This is a genomic window from Mycobacterium sp. (assembly GCF_035499775.1).
In the GTDB taxonomy this organism is placed as follows: Bacteria; Actinomycetota; Actinomycetes; order Mycobacteriales; family Mycobacteriaceae; genus Mycobacterium.
The window spans coordinates 1-25,117 of sequence record NZ_DATJYB010000093.1; the positions used below are offsets into that span (position 1 = coordinate 1).

24 protein-coding genes and 2 pseudogenes are annotated in these 25,117 nt (G+C 67.9%); 16 read left to right on the forward strand and 10 right to left on the reverse strand.

Annotation, left to right across the window (positions count from 1 at the left end; translation table 11 throughout):
• Both VML93_RS05755 and VML93_RS05760 read left to right on the forward strand, forming a co-directional pair.
• Nucleotides 1-199, forward strand: a pseudogene (locus VML93_RS05755) (pyridoxamine 5'-phosphate oxidase family protein); the annotation flags it as partial.
• A complete protein-coding gene (locus VML93_RS05760) occupies nucleotides 196-756 on the forward strand; it encodes a carboxymuconolactone decarboxylase family protein (RefSeq protein ID WP_325608564.1) in 561 nt (186 codons plus the stop codon). The pseudogene VML93_RS05755 and the gene VML93_RS05760, both read left to right, overlap by 4 nt.
• Here VML93_RS05760 and VML93_RS05765 read toward each other — a convergent pair.
• From VML93_RS05765 to VML93_RS05775, 3 genes are all read right to left on the reverse strand, one after another.
• Nucleotides 745-1,569, reverse strand: a complete 825-nt coding sequence (locus VML93_RS05765; RefSeq protein ID WP_325608567.1) for an SDR family oxidoreductase — start codon at nucleotides 1,567-1,569, stop codon at nucleotides 745-747. The genes VML93_RS05760 and VML93_RS05765 overlap by 12 nt on opposite strands.
• A 139-nt stretch (nucleotides 1,570-1,708) precedes the next feature.
• Nucleotides 1,709-3,334 carry a chaperonin GroEL gene (groL, locus tag VML93_RS05770; RefSeq protein WP_325608569.1) on the reverse strand — a complete coding sequence of 542 codons (1,626 nt, stop codon included), beginning with the start codon at nucleotides 3,332-3,334 and terminating at the stop codon, nucleotides 1,709-1,711.
• A gap of 197 nt (nucleotides 3,335-3,531) precedes the next feature.
• Nucleotides 3,532-4,098, reverse strand: coding sequence for a TetR/AcrR family transcriptional regulator (locus VML93_RS05775; protein WP_325608571.1), 567 nt, complete (start codon nucleotides 4,096-4,098; stop codon nucleotides 3,532-3,534).
• Nucleotides 4,099-4,194: 96 nt separating this feature from the next.
• Between VML93_RS05775 and VML93_RS05780 the strand changes: the two genes are divergently transcribed.
• The gene (locus VML93_RS05780) at nucleotides 4,195-5,106 is read left to right on the forward strand and encodes an SDR family NAD(P)-dependent oxidoreductase (RefSeq protein ID WP_325608573.1); all 912 of its coding nucleotides are present in this window, start codon (nucleotides 4,195-4,197) and stop codon (nucleotides 5,104-5,106) included.
• A 60-nt stretch (nucleotides 5,107-5,166) separates the two neighbouring features.
• On the opposite strand, the gene VML93_RS05785 is transcribed toward VML93_RS05780, so the two are convergent.
• A complete protein-coding gene (locus tag VML93_RS05785) occupies nucleotides 5,167-5,868 on the reverse strand; it encodes a M24 family metallopeptidase (protein ID WP_325608575.1) in 702 nt (233 codons plus the stop codon).
• Nucleotides 5,869-5,984: 116 nt separating this feature from the next.
• Here VML93_RS05785 and VML93_RS05790 point away from each other — a divergent pair.
• Nucleotides 5,985-6,446 (forward strand): annotated as a pseudogene (locus tag VML93_RS05790) (cupin domain-containing protein); the annotation flags it as partial.
• Nucleotides 6,447-6,529: 83 nt separating this feature from the next.
• Here VML93_RS05790 and VML93_RS05795 read toward each other — a convergent pair.
• Complete coding sequence (locus VML93_RS05795) at nucleotides 6,530-7,147, reverse strand: TetR/AcrR family transcriptional regulator (protein WP_325608577.1); 618 nt, start codon at nucleotides 7,145-7,147, stop codon at nucleotides 6,530-6,532.
• Nucleotides 7,148-7,244: 97 nt separating this feature from the next.
• Between VML93_RS05795 and VML93_RS05800 the strand changes: the two genes are divergently transcribed.
• Together VML93_RS05800 and VML93_RS05805 are read left to right on the forward strand one after the other, a co-directional pair.
• Nucleotides 7,245-8,780 (forward strand): FAD-dependent monooxygenase, encoded by a 1,536-nt coding sequence (locus tag VML93_RS05800; RefSeq protein ID WP_325608579.1) that lies wholly within the window; start codon nucleotides 7,245-7,247, stop codon nucleotides 8,778-8,780.
• A gap of 5 nt (nucleotides 8,781-8,785) precedes the next feature.
• On the forward strand, nucleotides 8,786-9,835 hold the full coding sequence (locus VML93_RS05805; protein WP_325608581.1) for an alpha/beta hydrolase: 1,050 nt from the start codon (nucleotides 8,786-8,788) through the stop codon (nucleotides 9,833-9,835).
• Nucleotides 9,836-9,857: 22 nt separating this feature from the next.
• Here the strand turns inward: VML93_RS05805 and VML93_RS05810 are convergent, their stop codons facing one another.
• Together VML93_RS05810 and VML93_RS05815 are read right to left on the reverse strand one after the other, a co-directional pair.
• Nucleotides 9,858-11,297: an NAD(P)/FAD-dependent oxidoreductase gene (locus VML93_RS05810; RefSeq protein WP_325608583.1), complete on the reverse strand. Its 1,440-nt coding sequence runs from the start codon at nucleotides 11,295-11,297 to the stop codon at nucleotides 9,858-9,860.
• Complete coding sequence (locus VML93_RS05815; protein WP_325608587.1) at nucleotides 11,288-11,761, reverse strand: VOC family protein; 474 nt, start codon at nucleotides 11,759-11,761, stop codon at nucleotides 11,288-11,290. Before VML93_RS05815 ends, VML93_RS05810 begins: the two co-directional genes overlap by 10 nt.
• Nucleotides 11,762-11,834: 73 nt before the next feature.
• Between VML93_RS05815 and glp the strand changes: the two genes are divergently transcribed.
• The gene (gene glp, locus VML93_RS05820; protein ID WP_325608589.1) at nucleotides 11,835-13,046 is read left to right on the forward strand and encodes a gephyrin-like molybdotransferase Glp; all 1,212 of its coding nucleotides are present in this window, start codon (nucleotides 11,835-11,837) and stop codon (nucleotides 13,044-13,046) included.
• On the opposite strand, the gene VML93_RS05825 is transcribed toward glp, so the two are convergent.
• Complete coding sequence (locus VML93_RS05825) at nucleotides 13,043-14,209, reverse strand: MFS transporter (RefSeq protein ID WP_325608669.1); 1,167 nt, start codon at nucleotides 14,207-14,209, stop codon at nucleotides 13,043-13,045. The genes glp and VML93_RS05825 overlap by 4 nt on opposite strands.
• 122 nt (nucleotides 14,210-14,331) lie before the next feature.
• Here VML93_RS05825 and VML93_RS05830 point away from each other — a divergent pair, with 122 nt between their 5' ends.
• Genes VML93_RS05830 through VML93_RS05840 form a run of 3 tightly spaced genes read left to right on the forward strand, consistent with a single transcriptional unit; the run spans nucleotide 14,332 to nucleotide 18,115 of the window.
• Nucleotides 14,332-15,036, forward strand: coding sequence for a phosphatidylserine decarboxylase (locus tag VML93_RS05830; RefSeq protein WP_325608591.1), 705 nt, complete (start codon nucleotides 14,332-14,334; stop codon nucleotides 15,034-15,036).
• Complete coding sequence (gene pssA, locus VML93_RS05835; protein WP_325608593.1) at nucleotides 15,033-15,935, forward strand: CDP-diacylglycerol--serine O-phosphatidyltransferase; 903 nt, start codon at nucleotides 15,033-15,035, stop codon at nucleotides 15,933-15,935. The genes VML93_RS05830 and pssA overlap by 4 nt, the downstream gene beginning before the upstream one ends.
• Entirely contained in the window at nucleotides 15,932-18,115 is a 2,184-nt protein-coding gene (locus VML93_RS05840; protein WP_325608595.1) for an AAA family ATPase, read from the forward strand. The genes pssA and VML93_RS05840 overlap by 4 nt, the downstream gene beginning before the upstream one ends.
• On the opposite strand, the gene VML93_RS05845 is transcribed toward VML93_RS05840, so the two are convergent.
• Nucleotides 18,112-18,702: a TetR/AcrR family transcriptional regulator gene (locus tag VML93_RS05845; protein WP_325608597.1), complete on the reverse strand. Its 591-nt coding sequence runs from the start codon at nucleotides 18,700-18,702 to the stop codon at nucleotides 18,112-18,114. The genes VML93_RS05840 and VML93_RS05845 overlap by 4 nt on opposite strands.
• A gap of 21 nt (nucleotides 18,703-18,723) precedes the next feature.
• On the opposite strand from VML93_RS05845, the gene VML93_RS05850 reads away from it, so the two are divergent.
• The 6 genes from VML93_RS05850 to VML93_RS05875 all read left to right on the forward strand — a co-directional run bounded on the left by VML93_RS05850 (nucleotide 18,724) and on the right by VML93_RS05875 (nucleotide 24,526).
• The gene (locus VML93_RS05850) at nucleotides 18,724-19,515 is read left to right on the forward strand and encodes a DUF2867 domain-containing protein (RefSeq protein ID WP_325608599.1); all 792 of its coding nucleotides are present in this window, start codon (nucleotides 18,724-18,726) and stop codon (nucleotides 19,513-19,515) included.
• A complete protein-coding gene (locus VML93_RS05855; RefSeq protein ID WP_325608601.1) occupies nucleotides 19,512-19,991 on the forward strand; it encodes a hypothetical protein in 480 nt (159 codons plus the stop codon). The genes VML93_RS05850 and VML93_RS05855 overlap by 4 nt, the downstream gene beginning before the upstream one ends.
• 100 nt (nucleotides 19,992-20,091) lie before the next feature.
• Nucleotides 20,092-21,519 carry a hypothetical protein gene (locus VML93_RS05860; RefSeq protein ID WP_325608603.1) on the forward strand — a complete coding sequence of 476 codons (1,428 nt, stop codon included), beginning with the start codon at nucleotides 20,092-20,094 and terminating at the stop codon, nucleotides 21,517-21,519.
• Nucleotides 21,516-22,973, forward strand: a complete 1,458-nt coding sequence (locus tag VML93_RS05865; RefSeq protein ID WP_325608605.1) for an acyl-CoA reductase — start codon at nucleotides 21,516-21,518, stop codon at nucleotides 22,971-22,973. Before VML93_RS05860 ends, VML93_RS05865 begins: the two co-directional genes overlap by 4 nt.
• On the forward strand, nucleotides 22,970-23,863 hold the full coding sequence (locus VML93_RS05870) for an SDR family NAD(P)-dependent oxidoreductase (RefSeq protein WP_325608607.1): 894 nt from the start codon (nucleotides 22,970-22,972) through the stop codon (nucleotides 23,861-23,863). The genes VML93_RS05865 and VML93_RS05870 overlap by 4 nt, the downstream gene beginning before the upstream one ends.
• A 3-nt stretch (nucleotides 23,864-23,866) precedes the next feature.
• Nucleotides 23,867-24,526, forward strand: a complete 660-nt coding sequence (locus tag VML93_RS05875; RefSeq protein WP_325608609.1) for a TetR/AcrR family transcriptional regulator — start codon at nucleotides 23,867-23,869, stop codon at nucleotides 24,524-24,526.
• On the opposite strand, the gene VML93_RS05880 is transcribed toward VML93_RS05875, so the two are convergent.
• On the reverse strand, nucleotides 24,471-25,115 hold the full coding sequence (locus tag VML93_RS05880; protein ID WP_325608611.1) for an LON peptidase substrate-binding domain-containing protein: 645 nt from the start codon (nucleotides 25,113-25,115) through the stop codon (nucleotides 24,471-24,473). The two genes, VML93_RS05875 and VML93_RS05880, sit on opposite strands and share 56 nt — an antisense overlap.
• Between the last annotated feature and the right edge of the window lie 2 nt (nucleotides 25,116-25,117).

The following is a 25,117-nucleotide window of genomic DNA, read 5'->3' on the forward strand; positions in this document are numbered from 1 at the left end:
GACCCTGCTCTGGCCCCCGCCCGAACCGGGCGGCTACTCGTTGATCGTCGACGGGTGTGCTGAGATCTCCGATGCCGGCGCCGAAGCAGCCCGGTGCGGCGTGGTACCCACCCGCGCCCTGCTGCACCGCGAGGCCGACTCTCCCTCGGCGGCCAAGGGCTGCCTGCACGACTGCGTCGTGTTCAGCAAGCCGGCGTGAGCCGTATCGCACCGCTCGCTGCGCCGTGGAGCGAGGAAGATGCCGCGAGCATCAACAGTTGGGGTCATCCGGACCGCACCTACGAGCCGCTGCTTCTGGTGCGCTGTCTGCAGCGACATCCGTCGCTGGCTACCCGGTTGCGCAAGCTCGGTGAATCCCTATATGTCGCAGCGCTTTTGCCACCCCGGACGCGGACGATCGCGATCCTGCGCATCTGTGCACTGGTGGGCTGCGAGTACGAGTGGGGCGGGCAGGCGGCGTTCTGGGGCCCGATCGCCAGGGTCAGCGACGACGAGTGCGACGCGCTGGTCACCGGCCGTGCCGACGATCCGCGGTGGCGGCCCGCCGAACGGACGCTGATCGAGGCGGTGGACGAACTGGAGCGCACCGGGTCGTGGTCGGAGGCGACCTGGACAGCACTGGGGCACTTCCTTACCGACGAGCAACGAATCGAATTGCTTACCGCGGTCGGCTGGTATCGCACGATCTGCACGCTGTGCAACGCGCTGGCGCTCCCGCTGGAGGGCTGGATGAGGCCCTGGCCGTCAGCGCACTGACCGGTCCCTTTTGAGGCTCGGATGCTGACTGTTCAATGCCGGCAGCAGCAGCCGTCGCGGCATGAACTGAAACAGGCGGGTCATGATTTGGCTCGGCAGCCCGGGAATCACCGTTCCGCGGTCGTGTTCTAGCGCGTCGACTCCGGCGCGCGCCACCTCCCGCGACGGCTTCCACAGGACCTTCGGGAACGCGTCCGCGAAGTCTCGCTCGTCCATGCCGGCGCTCTTCATGAACTCGGTGCGCACCGGTCCCGGGCACAGCAGCGCCACGGTTACTCCGGTGCCGGCGAGTTCACCGCGCAGCCCCTGGGTGTAGTTATTCACGAACGCCTTGGTGGCCGCGTAACCGATCTGCCCGGGGAAGGGTTGATAGCCCGCCGTGGATCCGACGTTGAGGACTGCGCCTCTTCCGCGGGGCACCATCTGCTGGACCGCGCGGGTGCTCAGGTCGACGACGGCCTCGACGTTGACCCGCACCTGCGCGATCTCATCGGCGACCGTCGTTTTCGTCACCGAGCCCAGGGTGCCGATGCCGGCGTTGTTGACGAGGATGTCGACGGTCAGCCCGCGGCTTTGGATCTCGTCGAACAGGTTGGCGCGCGCTGCCGCGTCTGCGACGTCGCAGGCGATCAGTTCCACGCGCACGTTGCCCGCCAGCTCGTCGGCCAGCTGACGCAGCCGGTCCTCACGGCGGGCGACCAGGGTGACGCCGTGCCCGCGATCGGCGAGCTCACGGGCGATGTCAGCGCCGATGCCCGACGAAGCGCCGGTAACTACGGCGGTGCTGGTGGGTGATGGAATCGGAAGGGCCACACGTTCGAACCTACAGCCGCCGAACGTGAAGCTGGCCGCACGCTCAGCGTCGACTGTGCGGCTGGCTTCACACTCGGCGAACGCCGCTCACGAAAAAGCCCGGCTCCTCTTGGGAGCCGGGCTTTTTCGTAGCTGGGACTTAGAAGTCCATACCGCCCATGCCGCCGGTCGGGTCGCCCGCGGGAGCGGCCGCCTTCTCCGGCTTGTCGGCGACGACGGCCTCGGTGGTCAGGAACAGGCCCGCGATGGACGCCGCGTTCTGCAGCGCCGAACGGGTCACCTTCACGGGGTCGGCAACGCCGGCCTTCAGCAGGTCCTCGTACTCACCGGTGGCCGCGTTCAGGCCGGTACCGGCGGGCGAGTTGCGGACCTTCTCGGCGACAACGCCGGGCTCCAGCCCGGAGTTGAAGGCGATCTGCTTCAGCGGAGCCTCGAGCGCCACGCGCACGATGTTGGCCCCGGTCGCCTCGTCGCCGGAGAGGTTCAGTTCCTCCAACGAAGGGGCCGCGTGCAGCAGGGCCACGCCACCACCGGCGACGATGCCCTCCTCGACGGCCGCCTTGGCGTTGCGGACCGCGTCCTCGATGCGGTGCTTGCGCTCCTTGAGCTCGACCTCGGTCGCAGCCCCGGCCTTGATCACTGCAACACCGCCGGCCAGCTTGGCCAGACGCTCCTGCAGCTTCTCGCGGTCGTAGTCGGAGTCGCTGTTCTCGATCTCGGCGCGGATCTGGGACACCCGTCCGGCGATGGCGTCGGGGTCACCGGCGCCCTCGACGATGGTGGTCTCGTCCTTGGTGATGACCACCTTGCGAGCCTTGCCCAGCAGCGAGACGTCGGCGTTCTCCAGGGTCAGGCCGACCTCTTCGCTGATGACCTGACCACCGGTGAGGATGGCCATGTCCTGCAGCATCGCCTTGCGGCGGTCACCGAAGCCGGGGGCCTTCACAGCCACCGACTTGAAGGTGCCGCGGATCTTGTTGACGACCAGGGTGCTCAAAGCCTCGCCCTCGACGTCCTCGGCGATGATCAGCAGCGGCTTGCCGGCCTGGATGACCTTCTCCAGCAGCGGCAGCAGGTCCTTGACGGTCGACACCTTGGAGCTGACCAGCAGGATGTAGGGGTCCTCGAGGACCGCTTCCTGACGCTCGGCGTCGGTGACGAAGTAGCCCGAGATGTAGCCCTTGTCGAACCGCATGCCCTCGGTGAGCTCGAGCTGCAGGCCGAAGGTGTTGGACTCCTCGACCGTGATGACGCCCTCGTTGCCGACCTTGTCCATCGCCTCGGCGATCAGGTCACCGATCGACTGGTCGCCCGCGGAAATCGCAGCGGTGGCTGCGATCTGGTCCTTGGTCTCGACCTCCTTGGCGGACTTGAGCAGGGTCTCGGTGACCTTCTCGACCGCCTTCTCGATGCCGCGCTTGAGGCCCAGCGGGTTGGCACCCGCCGCGACGTTGCGCAGGCCCTCGCGCACCAGCGCCTGGGCCAGCACCGTGGCCGTCGTCGTGCCGTCGCCGGCGACGTCGTCGGTCTTCTTGGCGACTTCCTTGACCAGCTCGGCGCCGATCTTTTCGTACGGGTCCTCCAGCTCGATCTCCTTGGCGATGGACACACCATCGTTGGTGATCGTGGGGGCACCCCACTTCTTCTCTAGGACGACGTTGCGGCCCTTGGGGCCCAACGTCACCCGTACCGCGTCGGCGAGGGCGTTCAGGCCCCGCTCGAGGCCGCGGCGGGCCTCTTCGTCGTACGCAATTTGCTTGGCCATTGCGAAGTGATTCCTCCGGATTGGGAATGAAACGAGGGCCACCGGATGGCGGCAACCCCGTTACTTACGCTGGCCGGGCGCAGTGCCCGCGACGGACGACCAGAGCTGGCCTCACCGTCCCGACCTAGCACTCGCCAGTCGCGAGTGCCAACGTCATTCTTAGCACTCGCCTATGACGAGTGCAAGAAAGGGGCCGACTATCGCGGAGAGCGTAAACCGTCGACGACGACGTCGGTCACCCGCTCGGCCAGTTCCGAGTTGTACGCCTCCATCGCCTGGCATCCGACCAGGATCGTCTTCACCTCGCGCACGCTGATGTCGGGCCGCGCGGTGCCGGCTTCCTGCGCTGCGCGAAGGAGCTCGCCGAGCACCGCCAAGAACGCGTCTTCGGCCTCGGGCGCGGCGCGGGTGATGTCGATGCCGAATCCGGCCAGCGCGTCGACCAGGCCGCGGTCGGTGGCGCCCCACTGCAGCACGATCGAGCGCAGGAAGGTGAAGAGTGCGTCGCCGGGCCCGGCAGATTCCAGCAGGGCGTACCCGTCGTCGACGAGGCGTTGCATCCGGTCTTCGATCACCGCCTGAAACAGCGCATCCTTCGTCGGGAAATGCCGGTAGACGGTGCCGGCCCCGACACCGGCGCGCCGGGCGATCTCGTCGATCGGCACCGACAGGCCCTCGGCCGCGAACGTCTCGTAGGCGACCTCGAGCACACGCGTGCGGTTGCGCGCCGCATCGGCGCGTAACGGCCGGGACGGTTGTGCCATCTCAACACCTCTTGACAAAGCGGGGCGTACGTTCCGTATAGTCTCGATCAAACGGAGCGATCGCCCCGTTTAGCCCATTCTAACGAGGAGTTTCCCATGGCCAAGTGGACCACCGCAGACATTCCCGACCAATCGGGTCGCGTCGCCGTCATCACCGGAGCCAACACCGGCCTCGGCTACGAGACCGCCGCCGCACTCGCCGAGCACGGTGCCCACGTCGTGCTGGCGGTGCGCAATCTCGACAAAGGCAAGGACGCCGCCGCGGCGATCACCGCCAAGAGCCCGGGTGCCGACGTCGCGCTGCAGGAGCTCGACCTGACGTCGCTGGAGTCCGTCCGGACCGCAGCCGACCAACTGCGCGCCGACCACGACCACATCGACCTGCTGATCAACAACGCGGGCGTGATGTGGACGCCCAAGTCGACCACCAAGGACGGCTTCGAGCTGCAGTTCGGCACCAACCACCTAGGCCACTTCGCCTTCACCGGCCTGCTGCTGGACCGGCTGCTGCCGGTCGCGGGCTCGCGGGTTGTGACGGTCAGCAGCGTGGGCCATCGCATCCGCGCCGACATTCATTTCGACGATCTGCAATGGGAGCGCAGCTACAACCGCGTCGCGGCCTACGGGCAGGCCAAGCTCGCCAACCTGCTGTTCACCTATGAACTGCAGCGTCGGCTGGCACCACGCGGGACGACGATCGCCGCGGCCGCCCACCCCGGCGGTTCGCGCACCGAGCTGATGCGCAACCTGCCGTCCGTGGTTGCGCGGGCGTCGGTCGTGATCGAACCGCTGCTTCAGGACGCGGCGATGGGGGCGCTGCCGACGCTGCGGGCGGCCACCGACCCGCAGGTGCTCGGCGGGCAGTACTACGGCCCCGACGGCTTCGGCCAACAGCGCGGCTACCCCAAGGTGGTGGGGTCCAGCGCCAAGTCCCATGACGTCGACGTGCAACGCCGGCTGTGGGCGGTGTCCGAAAAGCTCACCGGGGTCGTCTATCCGGTGGGCTGAGCCTCGCGAGCAGGCGCAATAGCACCCATTTTGGCCCCAAAATGGGTGCTGGTACGTGAATCAGGGTAGGTCCAGGAGCTGCTCGTAGAAGCCTCCGAAGCCGCGGGCCCGGTCGACGAGATGAATCTCGAGGATCCAGTGGCACCGGCGCCCCAGCGGGTCGTTGCGCCGCATCGGCTTGTTCGACCCCGGGGCGATGTACCACTCGACGCCGCTGCCGGCGATCTTCCGGTGCGGAAACTCCCCGACGAGGTGGCCGGCGATGGGGCTGCCCCACTCAAAACCCTCGACGCGGGCGCACTCGACGCTGTAGTCGAACAATTCGGCGCCGGTGATCTGAGGGGAGCGTTCGAAATGCTCACGGCCCGCTTGCCACACCCGCGTCAGCGCATCCCGCAGTGCCGCCTTGTCCGGGTCCGGACCCAGGACGAACGTTCGCCCGAAGTCCGCCTCCCACTCCTCGAAGATCGGGCCGAGGTCGAGAAACACCATGTCGTCGTCGGCGATCACCCGATCCGGCGGATGTTCCTTGAAGGGCTGCAGCGTGTTCACGCCGGCTCGCACAATCCGTCGATGCCAATGGCGGGTGACTCCCAGCATGTCGGCGGCAAGATCGCGGATCTGGTCGGACAACTGCTGCTCGCCGATTCCGGCGCGAATCATGCCGCGGCGCTCGATCTCGTCGAACAGGCTCGCAGCCTTGTGCTGGGCGTCGAGAAGCCTTTGCGCCCTTACTCGTTCCTCGGCGGACGAACTGGCCACGGCAGCGATGCTACGTCGAGGCCGTGGCCACTGTGCCCGCCAAGGCCCGAAAGTCACCCCGGCGGCCCGGCCAGTCCCGCGCGAGCCCTGAGGCGACCCCAGGCCACACTGGAAATATGTCCCTTGTGGTGCCGCCCTACCCGCCGCCCCGATACACCAAGGACAAGCCCGAGGTCAGCGCCTGGCTCAGGCCCGCCGACTCGCCGCCGGACTGGGAATGGCACGGGACCAAGCACCGCTACCTGGCAAACCAGGAGGCGAGCGGCGGCGATTACGGGCTGTACCGAGTCGACATCGACCCGGCCGGTGGTGGGCCCGGACCGCATTTCCACCGCGCCATGTCCGAGGCCTTCTTCGTGCTGTCCGGGACGATGCGGCTCTATGACGGCACCGCTTGGTTCGATGGCCACCAGGGCGACTTCCTGTATGTCCCGCCCGGCGGCATTCATGGTTTCCGCAACGAGGCCGACGAACCGGCATCGGTGCTGGTGCTGTTCGCTCCCGGCGCTCCGCGCGAGGCCTACTTCGAAGGTTTCGCTGCGCTGGCCGACATGACCGACGACGAACGCCAGGAGTGGATGTCCGTCACGACCCGATCTAGGCCCGCGAGCAGACGCAGAATCGCACGCCTGCGTGGCGAATCATGCGATTCTGCGTCTGCTCACGGTCCGGCCGTCAGGTCACCGTTGACGTAGCGCTGCAAGTTGGGACCGACGGCGGCGATCGCCTCCTCGTCCGACAGTGACGCGATGGGCTCGATCTTCCAGACGTAGCGCATCAACCCGAAGCCCATCATCTGCGACGAGACGAGCCCGCTGCGGACCAGGCGGTCGCGTTCGTCGGTGCCGAGGTGCGAGACACCCATCAGGCTGCCCTCCACGACGCGTCGCAGCTTCTCGCGGGTTGCCGGCTCGTGCGCGGCGGTCTGCAGGATGGCCCGCAGCGTCGGCCCGACCTCGTCGTCGGCCCAGCTGGCCAGCAGCAACTCGATCAGTGCCGTGCCGAGCCTCTCGACCGGCGTCGTCCACACCTTGGCGATGTTTTCCAGCCATTTCTGCGGCGGGTTTGTCGCGGCGTCCAGCAGACCTTCCTTGGATCCGAAGTAGTGATAGACCAGCGCGGGGTCCACGTCTGCCGCCCGCGCGACCGCCCGGATCGTGGTGCCGGCCCAGCCGTGCTCGGCGAATTCGTCGCGGGCGGCCGCAGCGATCCGAGCGGAAAGCACCCCGCGTTCATCGCGCGGACCGGGAGCTATCGCCTTCTTGGAGGTCTCAGCCATAAGTTTCATCATAGCGTGAAATTCCTCTTGCGTTGAGACTATTTTCAACGTACCGTGAAACAAAGTTTCAACAAGGCGTGAAAAACCAGGAGGAGAAATGCACACCACCGATGTCCTCGTAGTCGGCGCCGGGCCCGTCGGCCTGGTCGCCGGCGCCGAACTCGCCCGACGCGGCGTCCGCGTGCGGGTGATCGACAAGCTGGCCCAACCCACCGACCAGTCCCGCGCAATCGCGGTGCACCCCCGCAGCCTGGACATGTTCGCCCGGATGGGCCTGGTCGACGAGCTGGTGAGCACCGGGATCAAGGCCCACGGGATGCAGCTGTACGCCGGGCACCGCAAGCTGTTCCGCGTGCCGCTCGCCGACGTCGACAGCGCGTTCCCGTTCACGCTGACCACCGCGCAGACCGAAACCGAGCGTGTGCTGGGCGAGCACCTCGAGTCGCTCGGCGTGACCGTCGACCGCGGTGTCGAGTTGGTGGCGCTGAGCCAAGACGCCGAAGCCGTGCACGTCACCCTGCGGCACGCGGACGGATCGACCGAGCAGGTCAGCGCCTCCTGGGTGATCGGAGCCGACGGGGGTCACAGCATTGTCCGGAAGATGGTCGGCACCAAACTCGAGGGTTGCTTCGAAGGCCAGCGCATCCTGTTGGGCGACGTCGACGCCGAGCACAGCTTGGACCTCGACTCCATGCACACGTTCCTTTCCCCCGACGGGGGTGTGGTGGTGCTGCCGATGCGCGACAACCGGATGCGTTTCCTCGCCGAGTTGCACGACGCGCCCGGAACCCCGATCGACGCGAACCCGACGCAGGACGAACTGCAGGCAATCCTCGACCGGCGGATCGGCGGCATCCGGATAACGCGCTCGCACTGGCTGACCAGCTTCGAGATCCGCCACGCCAGGGTGCCCGCCTACCGCTTCGGCCGAGTTTTCCTGGCCGGCGACGCCGCCCACATCCACAGCCCGGCCGGCGGCCAGGGCATGAACACCGGCATGCAGGACGCCTTCAACCTGGCCTGGAAGCTGGCGGCGGTGGTGCACGGCGAAGCCGGCCAGACCCTGCTCGACAGCTACCAGGCCGAGCGACTGCCGGTAGCCGAGGGGGTCATCAAGTTCACCGACCGTCTCACCAACGCCGGCACGCTGTCCGGCCTGCCGGGTCGGATCCGCAACGTGGCGATACGCATGGCGTCGCAGATCCCCGCGGCGCGACGGTTCATGGCCGACACCGTCGCGGGAGTCAACCTCAACTACCGCACCAGTCCGATCGCGGTCGACCGGCGGCCCCGGCACGCCAAAGTCGCTGCCGGCGACCATGTTCCGCACATGTCCGACGCGGCGGCACAGAAACAATTCGGCGCCGACGGTCACACCGTCGTCACGATCGCCGCCGGACCCGTCCCGGCCTCGGGCGCCCACGGGCACCGTCAGGTGTTGGTGAGCACTGACGACACACCGGTCGCCGGATACGACGCCGTCGTCGCCGATCCGGAAGGCCTGGTGGCACAACGCTTTGGGCTCGAGAATGGGGGTCAAGTAGTGATCCGCCCGGACGGCTACATCGGCGCCGTCGCCACGCTCGACGACACCACTACCGTCGCCGACTACTTCGCAACAATTAGGAGCTGAACACCATGTACACCTATACCGTCTCGGCCGCGGACATGTTCGAGGACCGCACCCACCAGTTCGAGAAGTTCGGCATCCCGCTCGCTGACATCGAGCGCGTCGCGGCGGCAACCACCGACATGTGGGCCGACGCTCCCGGCGGCTGGGTCTACGAATGGTCGCAACTGGCCAAGGAGTACGCCGACCGCGGCGAGCACTACCTGGCGTCCATGGTCTACGGCTGCGCGAAATTCCCCTGCCTGACCGACCCGGCCCGGGAGCGGGCCATGCAACGACAGCTCGAACAATTCGAGTTGGCCGCCAAGGACTTCCCGGTGCACTTCGAGCGGCGCATCGTCGCGGTCGAATACCGCGGCGGCACCGTCGAGGTGCCCGTCCACGTGTACTCCGCCGACGGTGATTACGCGTCGCGTCCGGTGCTGATCGCCAGCGGCGGCGTGGACACCTGGAAGATGGACATCCACCCGTGGTGGGTCGGCTTCACCATGGGCGCCGGGGTGACCACCCTGGCGTTCGACCACCCCGGCACCGGTGAAACGGCGGTCCCGCTCGACGGGCACGCCGACGAGGTGATCCGCGGCATTGCCGATTACGCCCGGACCCTTGGCAACGGCCGGGTCGGGCACTTCGGTGTCTCGTTCGGCGGCAACTTCTCCGCGATGTCGGGGCTGGCGGGCATCGTCGACGCCGCCGTCGATCTCGGCGGTCCGGTTGATCACGCGTTCGACGCGGAGAATGTGCAGCGGCTGCCGTACGGCATGCATGACATCGTCGGCAACGCGATGCATTGGGACCACTCGCCCACCCTGGACGAGCTGAGCACCGGCCTGGCACAGCTGCGCCGCCGGGATCTGCTTGCCCAGCAACGTAATTCGGCGATGCTGGTGATCAACGGGGCTGACGACTACTTCATCCCGCAATCGGACACCCTGGTCTTCCAGGGCCGCCCGAACACCGAGGTGCACCTGATCGAGGACACCGGCCACGTCGCGATGAGCAAGGCTCCCGAGGTGGTGCCGAAGATCATCGCCTGGCTCAAGGCGCAATTCGGCTGAGCAAAGTAGGGCCGAGCCACACTTACCGCACCGTGAAATCCTCGGCGACCATCGTGCGGGTGCGTTCGTAGAAGGTCCGGCCGCTGTAGGGCAGCTGGGTGACCACCTTCCCGCTGGGATGCCGGAAGTAGTTGGTGCAAGCGAGCCAGACCTTGCCCTGCATCGCGCGCTGGATCTCGTCGTTGTAGCGCCGCTGCGCTGCCGGCGTCACCTCGACGGTCCGCGCCCCCTGGCTTCCCGTCTCGTCGAGGATGTGGCGGATGAAACTCGTCTGCGCCTCGTGGATGTACAGGATCGAATTGACCCCGTTGGTGTTGGGGCCGTAGAGCATGAAGAAGTTCGGATACCCGGCGACCAGCGTGCCCAGGTAGGCCTCGGCGCCGTCGTTCCAGTCGTCGCGAAGATGACGGCCGCCGCTGCCGTACACGTCGATGCTGGCCAGGTAGTCGGCGGCCTTGAACCCGGTGCCGTAGATGACGGTGTCGACGCGGTGCTCGACACCGTCGGCGGTGCGCACCCCGCGTTCGGTCAGCTCGGCGATCGCCGTCGTTTCCAGGCTGACGTTGGGCAACGCGAAGCTCGGATACCACTCGCGTGACATCAGCGGCCGCTTGCACCCGACCGGATAGTCCGGCGTCAGCTTGGCACGCAATTCGGGATCGGCGACCTTGCGCATCAGGTAGCTGCGGGCCAGGTCGGTCGCGTCGCGCGTCTGCGCGGCATCGACGTCGAAGCTGGACGACTCGTAGGAATCGAAGGCCTCGTCGCGCAGTTTCTGCGCCTCGGCGGGATTGCGTTCGAACAACTCGTGCTGATCAGGTGTGAACGGGAAGTCGAAGCGCGGCGAGATCCAGATCGGGGTCCGCTGGAACACCGTCAGATGCGCCGTCTCCCGCGCGATCGCCGGGACGTACTGGATCGCGCTGGCGCCGGTGCCGAGGGACGCGACCCGCTCCCCGGCCGTCGACTTGCTGTGATCCCAACGGGCCGAATGGAATTGCCGGCCGCGAAACCGCTGCGCGCCGGTTATGTCCGGAATGTGCGGCACATCGAGCATGCCGACGGCGCTGACCACCGCATCGAACTCGTGCTCGGAGCCGTCCTCGGCAGCAAGCGTCCAGGTCCGCCGATCGTCCGACCAGCGCAGGGTGCTGATCGCCGTGCCGGGCCGCAGGTGCGCGACGAGCCCGTGGTCGGCGGCGACCTTCTCCAAGTAGGCCAGGATCTCGGGCTGGTTCGCGTAGGTCTTGCTCCACCGCGGGTTGGGCGCGAACGAGTACGAGTACAGATGCGACGGGACGTCGCAGGCCGCACCCGGAAATGTGTTGTGCCGCCAAGTCCCGCCGAAGCCGTCGGCGCGGTCGAAGATGGTGAAGTCGTATCCGCCGTCGGCCAGCTGAATGCCCATCGCGATGCCCCCGGCGCCCGCACCGATGACGGCAACCCTCGACTTCACCCCCATTGCGCGAAGTAGGGTCGCTCGGGCCGGCTTTTCTCCACCAGGATGAACACCACGCCCCAGGGATCGACGAACCAGGTGGTGCGGACCCGTGCGACGTCGGCGATGCCGCTGACCAGGAAGCGCACCCCTTTGCTTTCCAGTTCGGCCCGAGTGGCGTCGATGTCGTCGCAGATCAGCCCCACGTGCGAGAGCCCGTGATCGGTCAGGGTCCGGTCGCCGGAGCCGCCCTCGAGGTTCAGGTACTCGATCACCTCGAAGACGCGGTCGCCGTCGTCTCCGAACCCGACGATGGCCGCCTTCATGGTGGGGTCGGACACCAGCTCGCCCATATCGTTGCGAATCGCGTTACCGGCCATCACGTAGGGCGGCGACAGCACACGCAGGCCCAATACATCGCGGTAGAACGCCACCGCGGCTTCACAGTCGGGCACGCAGACCCCCGAGTGGGCCAACCCGGTAATCACGTTCTCAACCATACGTCGGGAGCGGCGACCACTGGCGAGCCCGGCCCCGGCTGGCCCGCCGGATAATGACCGCATGCGGTCAGTCGAGGAACATCAGCGTGTCGTAGCCGAGATGATCCGGCCCCGCCCGGCGGGAGCGGTTCCGCTGACGGAGGCCCAGGGGCTGGTCCTGGCCGACGACGTGGTCGCGCAGCTGTCGCTGCCGGTCTTCGACAACTCCGCGATGGACGGCTACGCGGTACGCGCCGAGGACATATCGCAGGCCAGCGAGGAGCACCCGGTGGTGCTGCCGGTCGCCGAGGACATTCCGGCGGGGCGCACCGACGAGTTGACGCTGAAACCCGGCACCGCGCACCGCATCATGACCGGCGCGCCGCTGCCGGCCGGGGCGACCGCCGTCGTGCCCGTCGAAGACACCGACGGCGGGGTGGAGTGGGTGACGATCCGCCAGACCCGTCAGCCCGGCGCGCACATCCGGCGTGCCGGCGAAGACGTCGCCCCGGGCACCACGGTGCTGCGTGCGGGCCAGGTCGTGACGCCGGCGGTGCTCGGGTTGGCCGCCGCGCTGGGACTGGCCGAGCTGACGGTGATCCCCAGGCAGCGGGTGCTGGTCATTTCCACCGGATCGGAGCTGGTGCCGCCGGGCATCCCGCTGCGGCCAGGGCAGATCTACGAGTCCAACTCGATCATGCTGGCCGCCGCCGTGCGCGACGCGGGCGCGACGGTGGTCGCCACCCGGACCGCCGGCGACGACGTCGCGCAGTTCGGCACCGTCCTCGACCGGTACGCCGCGGATGCCGACCTGATCATCACCAGCGGGGGCGTCAGCGCGGGCGCCTACGAAGTCGTCAAGGACGCGTTCGGCCGGGACGGCGGCCAAGGGGTGGAGTTCGTCAAGGTGGCGATGCAACCGGGAATGCCCCAGGGCGTCGGACGCGTGGCCGGCACGACGATCGTCACCCTGCCCGGTAACCCGGTCAGCGCGCAGGTGTCCTTCGAGGTGTTCATCCGCCCCGCGCTGCGCCGGGCGATGGGGCTCCCGGATCCGCAGCGGATGCACCGGCCCGCGATCCTCACCGAGACGCTGAGCTCGCCGCGCGGCAAACGGCAGTTCCGTCGCGCCGTACTCGACACCTCGGCAGACCAAGCCAGCGTGACCAGCTACGGCCCGCCCGCTTCACACCATTTGCGCTGGCTGGCGTCGGCGAACGGCCTGCTGGACATTCCCGAAGACGTCGTGGAAGTAGCCGCCGGGACCCTGGTGCAAGTGTGGGACCTCACCTAAGTCATCACGTCGCGGTGGAATTCGTCGGCCGCATCGAAAGCCCTGGTACACCCGATGACGGCGCCGGCGACCGAGATCATCACCGGGATGGTGATCAGCGCCGCCGATAGTCCGACCCACCCGGCGAGGTGACCGATCAGCGGCGGACCGAGCAGGTAGCCCACCCAGCCCGTCGTGGCGACCAGAGCGATCGCCGATCCGGCGCTACTGGCCGAATAGGCGGCGCTGAACGCGGTCGGCACCAGCAGCGCCACGCCCGCTCCCAGGCCGGCGAATCCGATCACGCTGACCACCGGGTCGGCGGTCGCCAGTGTCACGCTCATGCCCACCGCGGCGAGCAGCGCCAGCGCCGGAAGCAGCCGACGGGCCGAGACGCGCGAGTGCAGTCGCAGCGCGCCGAACCGGGTCACGACCATCATCAGCGTGTAGGCCGCATAGCTCAGCGCCGATACGCCCGGACCGGCGCCCACGACGTCGTGCAGGTAGTTGGCCGACCAGTCGGTGGCGGCGCCTTCGCACAGGAAGGACGCAAACGCGACCGCTCCCAGGACGGCCACCGTCCTGTTCAGCCAGGCCCGTTTCGCCGGGCCCGCGTCTGAATCGACAGCGGCCGGCCTGGCGTCGGGAATCAGGTGCCGGGTCAGCGCTTCCACCACGACCAGGACGACAACCCCGAGAACGGCGAGCTGGGCGGTGAGACCGATGCCGGCGCTGACCGACCCGGCGCCGATCACGGCTCCCAGCAACGCGCCGACACTCCACATCCCGTGGAAGCGCGACATGATCGGAGCCTGCGCAACCCGCTCGACGGTGGCGGCCTGGGTGTTCATCGCGACGTCCAGCGCACCCTGGAACATGCCCCACAGGGCCAGCGCCAGGAACAGCAACGGTCCCGACGTGGCCAGCCCTACCGTCACGCCGACGCACGCGTAGCCCGCGACCGTGATGGGAACCAACCGGTGGCTACCCCAGCGCGGCAGCGCCCAGTGGCTGAGCAGAGTGGCCAGCAGCGAGCCGACCGGCGCACCGAACAGCGCCGTTCCCAGCGCCGCATCGGACAGGCCCAACTGCGCCTTCACGTACGGGATATGGGCCGCCCACGACGAAAACAGCACAGCGTGAGCGATAAAGGCAGCGGTCACGCCTACCTTCGCGCGGCGCAGCCGGCTCGCGTCGCGGCCGTGCGGTTGGGCGGAAATCCCTGAGCCCCCCTCAGGTGTGTCGTTTTCAGTGCGGCCCCGTCGGCTGGGGCATGTCCGTTCACCTTGCCTCGTAAGATGACCGCGTGGCACGACGCCCCCCTGGCCCTGGTCCTTCGGGCCCCCTGCACCTGCTCGAGTTGGTGCGCTCCACCGTTCCGCCGGTGCATCCGGCCGGGCTGCCGTTCATCTCGGCGGGCCTGGCCGTGGCCCTGGCCGGCCGCCGCCTTCGGTGGCTGCGCCGCGGGGGCCTGCTTGCCGCCGGCGCCTGCGCGGCATTCTTCCGTCACCCGCCGCGGGTGCCACCCACTCGTCCGGGCGCCGTCGTCGCGCCGGCCGACGGCCTGATCTGCGTAATCGACACCGCTGCCCCACCTTCCGAGCTGAGCATGGGCGACGCGCCGCTACCGCGGGTCAGCATCTTCCTGTCGATCTTGGACGCCCACGTGCAGCGGGCCCCGGTGAGCGGCGAGGTGGTCGCGGTGCAACACCGGCCGGGCCGCTTCGGGTCGGCCGACCTACCCGAGGCGAGCACCGACAACGAGCGCACCAGCGTGCGGATCCGCACGGCCCACGGCGCCGACGTGGTAGCCGTGCAGATCGCCGGTCTGGTGGCGCGCCGCATCGTGTGTGACGCGCACGTCGGGGACAAGCTGTCGATCGGCGACACCTACGGCCTGATCCGGTTCGGCTCCCGGCTGGACACCTACCTGCCGGTGGGCTCCGAGCTGCTGGTCGAGGTCGGGCAGCGCGCGGTGGGCGGCGAAACCGTGCTGGCCGAGCTGCCATGATCGACAAGCCCCGGGTCAGGCGGACCGTCGACCTGCATCTGTTGCCCAGCGCGATCACGGTGCTGTCCATGTGTGCGGGCCTGTCCTCGGTGAAGCTCGCCCTCGACCACAAGCCGATCCCCGCGATGGCACTGATCGCCGTGGCCGCCATCCTCGACGCCCTGGACGGCCGGGTGGCCCGCATCCTGGACGCGCAGTCGCGGATGGGTGCCGAGATCGACTCGCTGGCCGACGCGGTGAACTTCGGCGTGACGCCCGCGCTGGTGGTCTACGTGACGCTGTTGTCGAAGTGGCCGGCCGGTTGGATGGCGGTGCTGCTGTACATGGTGTGCGTCGTGCTGCGGCTGGCCAGGTACAACGCCCAGGCGGACGACGGGACCCTGCCGCCCTACGCGAAGGAGTACTTCGTCGGGATGCCGGCGCCGGCGGGCGCGGTCTCGATGATCGGCCTGATCGGCCTGAAACTGCAGTTCGGCGAGGGCTGGTGGAGCTCGGTCTGGTTCCTGGCCTTCTGGATCGCGGGCACGTCGCTGCTGATGGTCAGCGCGCTGCCGATGAAGAAGTTTCACACCCTGGCGATTCCGACGAACTGGGCAGCCCTGCTGTTGGCGGTGCCGGTGGTCGTCGCGGCGGGAGCGGTCTGGGCCCCGTTCATCACGATCTGGGTGATCATCATCGCCTACGTGTGCCATATCCCGTTCGCGATGCGCAGCAGGCGCTGGCTGGCCAAACACCCGGAGGTGTGGGACGACAAGCCGAAGGAACGGCGCGCCGTGCGGCGGGCAGACCGCCGGGCACAGCCGCATCGCCGGTCGATGGCACGGCTGGGGCTGCGCAAGCCGAGCGGGCGGTCGATGGCGCGGCTGGGGCTGCGCAAGCCAGGCGGGCGATTGCCGTGACTTCCCCCGCGTTCGGGGACGCCGACCGTCAGTTGACGCTCACCGCCCGGCTGAACACCTCAGCCGTCGACTCACGCCGCGGCGTCATCCGGTTGCACCCCAGCGCCATTGTCGCCCTTGGCATTCGGGAATGGGACGCGGTGGCGCTGACCGGGTCGCGGACCACCGCGGCGGTGGCGGGAATGACTGCCGAGGACATCCCGGTCGGCACCGTGCTGCTCGACGACGTGACGCTGTCCAACGCCGGGCTGCGCGAGGGCACCGCGGTGATCATCAGCCCGGTCATCGTCTACGGCGCGCGGTCGGTGACGCTGAGCGGATCCACCCTGGCCACCCGGTCGATCTCACCGGTCACCCTGCGCCAGGCCCTACTCGGCAAGGTGATGACCGTCGGTGACGCCGTATCGCTGCTGCCCCGCGACCTGGGCCCGGGCACCTCGACGTCCGCCGCCAGCCGTGCGCTGGCCACGTCGGTCGGGATCAGCTGGACATCCGAGCTGCTGACCGTCACCGGCGTCGACCCCGACGGACCGGTCAGCGTGCAGCCCAACTCACTGGTCAGCTGGGGTGACGGGGTTCCGTACAGCGCCGGGACGGACGCGCGCGAAAAGGTCATCATCGGCCTTCCGGAGATCCAGGTCGAGGAGCTCAAAGGCGCCCAGCCGCAGGCCGCCAAGCTCACCGAGTGGCTCAAGCTGGCCCTCGACGAGCCACACCTGCTCAAGACGCTGGGCGCCGGCACCAACCTGGGTGTGCTGGTGTCGGGACCGGCCGGGGTGGGCAAGGTGACGCTGGTACGCGCGGTGTGCGCGGGGCGTCGGCTGGTGGCGCTGGACGGCCCGGAGGTCGGCGCGCTGGCCGCCGACAACCGGCTCAAGGCCGTCGCCGCGGCGGTGACGGCGGTCCGCGACGGCGGCGGGGTGCTGTTGATCAACGACATCGACGCCCTGCTGCCGGCCACTGCCGAGCCGGTGGCCGCGCTGATTCTGGCCGAGCTGCGCACGGCGGTCGCTTCGGACGGTGTCGCCTTGATCGCCACTTCGGCGCGACCCGACCAGCTCGATCCCCGGCTGCGCTCGCCCGAACTGTGCGACCGGGAGCTGAGTCTGCCGCTGCCCGACGCCGCCACCCGCAAGGCGCTGCTGGAGGCGCTGCTCAAGCGGGTTCCCACCGGCGAGCTCGACCTCGACGAGATTGCCAGTCGCACACCGGGTTTCGTCGTCGCTGACCTGGCCGCACTGTTGCGCGAGGCGGCGCTTCGGGCCGCGTCCCGAGCCAGCACCGACGGCCAGCCACCGGCGCTGAACCAGGACGACCTGATCGGCGCGCTGACCGTCATCCGGCCGCTGTCCCGCTCGGCCAGCGAGGAGGTGAGCGTCGGCAGCGTCACCCTCGACGACGTGGGCGATATGGCCGAGGCCAAGCAGTCCCTGACCGAAGCGGTGCTGTGGCCGTTGCAGCACCCGGACACCTTCGCCCGACTGGGCGTCGACCCGCCGCGCGGGGTGTTGCTGTACGGCCCGCCCGGGTGCGGCAAGACCTTCCTGGTCCGGGCGCTGGCCAGCACCGGGCAACTCAGCGTGCACGCGGTCAAAGGCTCCGAGCTGATGGACAAGTGGGTGGGTTCCTCGGAGAAGGCGGTCCGCGAATTGTTCCGGCGGGCCCGCGATTCGGCGCCGTCGCTGGTGTTCCTCGACGAGGTGGACGCACTGGCGCCGCGGCGCGGCCAGAGCTTCGACTCGGGTGTGACCGATCGTGTGGTGGCCGCGCTGCTCACCGAACTCGACGGCATCGACCCGCTGCGCGACGTCGTCGTGCTGGGCGCGACCAACCGCCCCGACCTGATCGACCCGGCACTGCTGCGCCCGGGCCGACTGGAGCGCTTGGTGTTCGTCGAGCCGCCCGACGCCGATGCCCGACGCGAAATCCTGCGCACCGCAGGCAAATCGATCCCGCTGAGCGACGACGTCGACCTCGACGAGGTGGCCGCCGAACTCGACGGTTACAGCGCCGCCGACTGCGTGGCACTGCTGCGCGAGGCGGCGTTGACGGCGATGCGGCGCTCCATCGACGCCGCCGACGTGACCGCCGCCGACCTCGAAGCCGCCCGCAAGACCGTGCGCCCGTCTTTGGATCGGGCTCAGGTGGATTCGCTACGCGCCTTCGCTCGCGCTCTTTAACAACGAAAGCTCTGTAGCACCGCCCGGGTCGCCGCGGCCACATCGGCTTCCAGCCAGTCGGGCATCGGGTCGTCGCGGGCGTGTCGCCGCACCACGGCATAGGGCAGGTCGGCCACGGCTCTGCTGACCGCGTCGAGCGCCCGCTGATCGCTACTGCCGTAAAGGTTTTGGGTCAATTCGCGCACCCGCTCGATCAGCGGAGCGTTCATCGCGGCCAGGGTCTCCCGGAACGCCGCGTCGGGTTGGCCGTCGCGCAGGTCGTCGGGCCGGATGGTCAACAGCAGCCGCGCGTCGTCCGGGAACTCGCGGGCGAAGCCGATCGCCGCGACGGCCATGGCGGCCGCGGTGTCCAGCGGCGTGTCCGCGGTGGCGGCCAGTGCGCGTGACTGGAACCGTTCGAGTGCGCGCAGCCACGCCGCGGTCACCACGCCGTCGCGATTGCCGAACCGGTGATACAGCGTGCCGGCCGGTGCGCCACTGGCCTTGGCGATCGCCGCGACACTGGCCGCGCGCGGTCCGTGCGCGAGCACCAGGGCACGGGTCGCGTCCAGGATCACATCGGTCTCGTGCTTCCGCGGAGGGGCCATGATCTAGTACAGTCCTTCTATATGGAACGATTGCCCTATATCGATGAGCATGCTATCTCAATCGACGCTCCTGTCGCGGAAGTCTGGTCGGCGCTGCTGCGCGTTTTGTGCCGGGACGCTTCCGACCCGTCGACCGTGCCGTTCGGCTTCGTGCTCGACGAGGCGACGGCGCCGCAGCGGTTCGCGCTGAAAGGCCGGCACCCGTTCGCGGTCTACCGCTGGGTGTTCGAACTGGACGCCCACGCTGACCACACCCGACTGCGGGCGCTGACCTGGGCCGCCTTCCGCGGGTTGCACGGCAAGATCTATCGCGCGCTCGTCATCGGGACCGGCGGGCACCGCGTCGCGGTGCGATGGACGCTCAAACGTATTGCTTCGGCGGTTCTCGCCGAGCGCGCTGACTACACCGACGTCTTCGAAGTCCCAATCCTGCACGGCGACTTGCGCACTGCCGAACAGGCGTTCCGCGACGCCCTGGGTGATCAGCCGGGCGCGGTGGGCAGCCTCGTGGTGTGGATCCATCGCCACGTGCTGAGATTTCGGCTGGGCCCGTATTCGTCGCCCGAGCACGTAATCGGCTGGCCGATAACGCATTCGGACCCCGATGAGATCGTGCTGGCGACGGGTGGGCCGCTCATGCGCGGCCAGCTGACGTTGCAACGCCAGGACGGTCGGCGTGCCGTGCTCACCACGCGGTTGCATTACTCTCACAAAACCGCCGCCCGAACAGTCTGGGCCATGGTCGGCCCGCTGCACCGGGCCCTGGCACCGCGGCTGATGGAGCGCAGCGCCCGACGAGTGGCCGTTTCTTGACCCCGGGCCTGACCTGGGGCGCGCGGCCGGCCGAACGAGTCGAGGCGCTCCCCTGCGACGCGCTGTGCCCGCGGGGCCTTCAGGCGGACCGCGCGATCAGCATCGACGCTCCCCCGCCGATCGTGTTCGCCTGGCTCTGCCAGCTGCGGGTGGCGCCCTACAGCTACGACATCCTCGACAACCTCGGCCGTCGCAGTCCCCGGCAACGCGACCCCGAGCTGGTGCACCTCGAAGTCGGACAGCGTTTCATGACGCTGTTCGTGCTGCAGTCGTTCGTCGACGACGAGCAGATCACGTTGCGGTCCAACGGCGTTGCGGTCACGTACGCGGTGCGCCCCGAGGGCGCCGGCACCCGCCTGCACGCACGGGTGCTGTTCGCGGGGCCTCGACCGGTCGCCCGCGTGCTCGCCCTGGGCGACCTGGTGATGATGCGCAAGCAGTTGCTGACGCTGAAGTCCCTGGCCGAGCAGATGTAAAAGCACCTGCAGCCCCGGCGGGTGCTTTTGCGTCTGCTCGGCAACTTGCAGTTAACTGCAATATTGCGCTTGACTGCAACCGTGCGCTAACGTCAACAGCATGACACTCGCGGCTCGGTCGGTGACCGAATTCATGGACGACCCGATCAATTTCTTCGGCCAGTCCTACACGCAGATGCACAGCATCGGGCGCGACGAGCTCGAGGACCTGCAGCGGCGGGCCATGGGCATCCGATTCCGGCAGCACTACGACAGCATCGAGATGCTGCGCAAACTCGCCGACCGGCTCGGCGTGACCGGAATCAGTGAGTTCAATGATGTTGTGCCACTGATGTTTTCGCATACCACGTTCAAGTCGTATCCGGCGGTGCTGGTGGACAACAAACGCTTCGACCTGATGACGAAGTGGCTGGACAAGCTCACCAGCTACGACCTGTCAGGCGTCGACACCGCCGGCTGCACCCGCATCGACGACTGGATCGACCGGCTCGACGCACAGACGCCGCTGGAGGTCATCACGTCCAGCGGCACCACCGGCACCATCTCGATCCTGCCCAAGGACAAACGCGGCGCCGAGGACGGCATGACGTTGTGGAAGATCTGCCTATTCCAGACCTTTGGCGAAGAACCCACCGACACCCAGCTGCACCCGTCCGTCGACGTGGTCTGGCCCAACTTCGCCAACGGCAAGCTGGGTCATCTGCGCATCGCCAACATGATCAAGCGCGGCTTCACCGGCGGCGACGAAACCCGTTTCCACGCACTCTATCCCGGTGCGATCGACACCGATCTGATGTTCCTGGCCTCCAAGATGCGGGCGGCGGCGTCCCGCGGCGAACTGGACCGCCTGCAGATCGACCCGGCGCTGGCCGCCCGCAAGGACGAGTTCATCGCCATGCAGGCCCGCCAGGCCGAAGACATGGAGGCGTTCTTCACCCGCATCACCGATCAGCTGCGCGGCAAGCGGGTATTCATGCTCGGCACCTATCACTTGATGTACGACATCGCCAAGGCCGGTCTGCAGCGTGGGGTCCGCAACGTCTTCGCGCCCAACTCGGCGATCCTCACCGGCGGCGGCATGAAAGGCGTTGCGCTGCCTGACGATTTCATGGACGTCATCAGGGAATTCCTCGGTGTCGAACGGATCCAGGTGGGCTACGGATTCTCCGAGTCCAGCACCTTCCACTGGGGTTGCAGCGAGGGTCGCTACCACGTCGCACCCTGGGTAGTCCCCTTCGTGCTCGACCCCGACACCAGCGAACCGCTGCCGCGCACCGGCGTGCAAACCGGCCGCGCGGCCGTCTACGACATCCTGCTCAGAGCTCACTGGGGCGGCGTCATCTCCGGCGACGAGGTCACCATCGACTGGGACCTCCAGTGCCCGTGCGGGCAGGCCAGCCTCGCGTTCGAGAAGGACATCATGCGCTACAGCGAGAAGCAGGGTGTCGAAGACGACCGGATCACCTGCGCTGCAACGCAAGAGGTGCACAACGAGGCGGTCAACTTCATGGCGGGCGTGGACCTGTGATCGCGTACACCGTCCCGCTGTTCCTACGCGGGCGGCTCATCACCGACGACCTGGTGCCGTTCGACAACCGCAAGGGGGCTTCGCAGTTCCAGGCGCCGGACATGACCAAATACGTCGCGCAGGTCCCGCTCGCGAGCCCGGCGGAGATGACCGACCTCTACGAGTTGAGCTTCGGCGAGATCCTCGATGTGCTCGAGGCGCTCGGTGACGCGCTGGACTTCGACTCGAACACCCACCTGCAGGACGCGTACGAAGCCGCACTGCTGGCCAATGTGCTGCCGGCGGAGATGATGCAGAACAGCTACCGCTTGCTGCGGCCGTTGTTCTCCCGCGACAACGTGACCGAAATCGCGGACAGTCAGGTCGGTTTGGACTACCTCAACGGGTGGGTCCCGCACGCGTTGCGCGACGGTCGCGAGCTGCGGGTGCGGGCCTTCGGGTCCCGCGTGCTGCACATCCCGGCGGGCAACGGCGGGCTGGTTTCGGCGGTGACCATCCTGCGCTCGGTGATCACCCGCTCCGACGTGATCGTCAAGGCGCCGTCCAACGATCCGCTTACCGCAATCGCGATCGCCCGCACGCTGGCCGACGTCGCACCCGGCCACCCGATCACCAAACACCTGGTGGTCGGGTATTGGAAGGGCGGCGATCTGGCCGTCGAAGAACACCTCTACCAACCCCACCACATCGAAAAGATCGTGGCGTGGGGCGGGCTGGCGTCGGTCAAGCACGTAACCCGCTACATCCAGCCCGGTTTGGAGCTCATTGCGCTGGACCCCAAGCGCAGCGCCACCATCATCGGGCACGAAGCGTTCGACGACGAGCCCACGATGCGGGAAGTGGCCCGCCGCACCGCAATTGACATCGGCGTGGCCAACCAGGAAGGGTGCGCCAACGCACGGGTCATCTACGTAGTCAGCGGAACCGACGCGCCCGGGCTGGCCAACGCCAACCGGCTCGGCGAGTTGATCTACCAGGAGTTGGTGTCGCTTCCCGCTGTCGTCAGCACCCCGCCACTCTACCCCAGCCGCGAGCTGTTCGACCATCTCGAATCATCCCGCATGGCAGAGGATTTCTACCGCGTCATCGGTGGCGAGCGGCGCGAGGGTGCGATCGTCGTCTCCCAATTCGACGAGGCGGTAGACTACTCGCCGATGCTCTGCGGACGGGTCGCCAATATCGTTCCGGTGGACAGCATCGACAAGGTCACCGCCGCAGTCAACGCGTACACCCAGACCATCGGCATCTACCCCGAATCGCTCAAGCGGCAGCTGCGAGATACGTTGCCGCTGTTCGGAGCTCAGCGGCTGACCAGCCTGGGCTATGCGTGCAGCGTCGCGGTTGCCATGCCGCAGGACGCGATCGAACCGATCCGGCGGATGTGCAAGTGGATCGTCGACGAGGAGTGCGACCCGGCCCGGGTCACTCCGCTATGGCAACTCACACCGGCATGACCACCACTCGCAGCGCCCTGGACGCCGTCGACGGAATCGACCTGTCGGACAAGGTATGTGTGATCACCGGTGCCTCGTCCGGACTGGGCCGCGAGTCGGGGCGGGCACTGGCCGCCGCGGGCGCACACGTGATTCTGGCCGCACGCAACCACGACGCCCTGACCCAGGCGGCCCAGTGGATACATGACGAAGTGCCGAGCGCCCGGACCTCCACGGTGCCGCTCGACTTGACCGCGCTGGCCAGTGTGCGCGCGGCCGCCACAGCGATCCGCGAGATCACACCGGTGATCCACGTGTTGATGAACAACGCCGGCGTCATGTTCACCCCGTTCGGCCGCACCCGGGACGGCTTCGAATTACAGATCGGCACAAATCATTTCGGCCACTTCGAACTCACCCGGCTGCTCGTGCCGCAGCTCGCCGCGGCGCAGGGCGCCCGGATCGTCATCCTCTCGTCGGGAGGCCACCGCATGGGCGACGTCGATCTGGCGGATCCCAACTGGGAGCAGCGTGAGTACGACAAGTTCGTCGCGTACGGCGCGTCCAAGACGGCCAATATCCTGCACGCCGTCGAAGCCGACCGTCGGCTGGGTGAGTCCGGAATCCGTTGTTACGCCGTCCACCCGGGCACGGTGGCGACGTCGCTGGCGCGGCACATGTCCCGTTCGGACTTCTCGCACCTCCGCGAACTCGCCGCCGGTCATCTCGACGTCACCACGCCCGAATTCGGTGTGGCCACCCAGGTGTGGGCGGCAGTAAGCCCCGAACTGGCCGACCGGGGTGGGCTTTATCTCGAGGATTGCCGGATCGGCGAGCCGGCGCCCTATGCTGGTGACAAGCAGCACGCTGAGGAGCTGTGGGCCCTGTCCGAGAAGCTTTGTGCGAGATAGCCCGTGAACAGACTGGAACGGCGTAAGCAGGAAGTACGCGAGAGGATTCTCGGGGCCGCTTTTGAGCTGTTTCTGCGCAAAGGTGTTGCGGCGACCACCATCGAGGAGATCTGCGAGCAGGCCGATGTCGCCAATCGGACGTTCTTCAACCACTTCGCCACCCGTCAGGACATGGTTCGAGCGTTGGCGGAACGTCGGCTGGTCAACCTGCACGACGTGGTCTTCGACCGTTCCGCTGAGCCGATACCGGCGCGTCTTATCGGCGTGTTCGACGACATCGCCGCCGCGCTGGTGAAATCCGGTGACACCTATCGCGAGATGATCAGGGAAATGCTGGCTACCAGCGGCTTCGGCATCCAGGGCACCCAGCGCGGTTCCAATCTGCACGACACGTTCGTCGAACTCGTCAAGGAGGGTGTGGCGCGCGGCGAGGTCGGGGCGCACCGCGACGCAGAAACGTTGGCGGACATCATCGTTGGCGCGCTGTCCGGTGGAATCGTGAATTGGACTGCGGACCGCACCTATTCGCTGCCCACCAACCTGCACAACCTGGGTGTGGCTCTGGCCGAGCTGCTGACGCTGGGGGTCAGTCACTCGCCGAGCCCAACTATTCGGACAGCTGGAACTCGACGATCGCGGCCACCGACTCGACGGCCTCGCTGAGCGCGGCCAACCGACCGACGGCCGAGGCCGCCGAAAGCACCGCGTAACGGTCCGCCACGCCGATCGGGATACGAGACGCCAGCGCAAACAGCCGCTGCCCCGCGTCGTCCCGGTCGATATCGCCGTAGTCCAGCACCACGTCGCGGCCCGGCAGCTGCGCACCGCGGGCGGTCGCGATTCGCTCGAACAACGCCATCACCCGGTCCTCGAGTTCGGCAATCTGGGCTGCCAGCACGGGCTCGCCGGGCTCGTCCGGCCACAGTTCCACGACCGCACGCGGGTAGGGATCGTCGGGCAGCCACTCGCACACACGAATCCGCTCGCCGGTCCGGCACTGCAGCGAGTACCGGCCCACACCCCGTTCGACACAGGCTGCGATATCGGTCAATACGCCGACGTCACAACGCGAGTCACCGCCGCCGACCTCCCGGCCGGCCGAGATCAGCACCACACCGAACGGCTCGCCGGTCCCAATGCAGTGTCGTACCAACGCGCCGTAGCGCGGCTCGAAGATACGCAACGGCAGATCCTGGTTGGGCAGTAGTGCCATTTCAAGCGGAAACATCGCGCGCACAACAGATTCCGTCATGG

Excerpts from the sequence above, each read along its gene's own strand:
- VML93_RS05800 (WP_325608579.1), top strand. The coding sequence starts at position 7,245 with ATGCACACCACCGATGTCCTCGTAGTCGGCGCCGGGCCCGTCGGCCTG.
- VML93_RS05775 (WP_325608571.1), bottom strand. The coding sequence starts at position 4,098 with ATGGCACAACCGTCCCGGCCGTTACGCGCCGATGCGGCGCGCAACCGC.
- VML93_RS05880 (WP_325608611.1), bottom strand. The coding sequence starts at position 25,115 with ATGACGGAATCTGTTGTGCGCGCGATGTTTCCGCTTGAAATGGCACTA.
- VML93_RS05780 (WP_325608573.1), top strand. The coding sequence starts at position 4,195 with ATGGCCAAGTGGACCACCGCAGACATTCCCGACCAATCGGGTCGCGTC.
- VML93_RS05805 (WP_325608581.1), top strand. The coding sequence starts at position 8,786 with ATGTACACCTATACCGTCTCGGCCGCGGACATGTTCGAGGACCGCACC.
- VML93_RS05845 (WP_325608597.1), bottom strand. The coding sequence starts at position 18,702 with ATGGCCCCTCCGCGGAAGCACGAGACCGATGTGATCCTGGACGCGACC.
- VML93_RS05860 (WP_325608603.1), top strand. The coding sequence starts at position 20,092 with ATGACACTCGCGGCTCGGTCGGTGACCGAATTCATGGACGACCCGATC.
- VML93_RS05795 (WP_325608577.1), bottom strand. The coding sequence starts at position 7,147 with ATGGCTGAGACCTCCAAGAAGGCGATAGCTCCCGGTCCGCGCGATGAA.
- groL (WP_325608569.1), bottom strand. The coding sequence starts at position 3,334 with ATGGCCAAGCAAATTGCGTACGACGAAGAGGCCCGCCGCGGCCTCGAG.
- VML93_RS05810 (WP_325608583.1), bottom strand. The coding sequence starts at position 11,297 with ATGGGGGTGAAGTCGAGGGTTGCCGTCATCGGTGCGGGCGCCGGGGGC.
- VML93_RS05870 (WP_325608607.1), top strand. The coding sequence starts at position 22,970 with ATGACCACCACTCGCAGCGCCCTGGACGCCGTCGACGGAATCGACCTG.
- VML93_RS05850 (WP_325608599.1), top strand. The coding sequence starts at position 18,724 with ATGGAACGATTGCCCTATATCGATGAGCATGCTATCTCAATCGACGCT.
- glp (WP_325608589.1), top strand. The coding sequence starts at position 11,835 with ATGCGGTCAGTCGAGGAACATCAGCGTGTCGTAGCCGAGATGATCCGG.
- pssA (WP_325608593.1), top strand. The coding sequence starts at position 15,033 with ATGATCGACAAGCCCCGGGTCAGGCGGACCGTCGACCTGCATCTGTTG.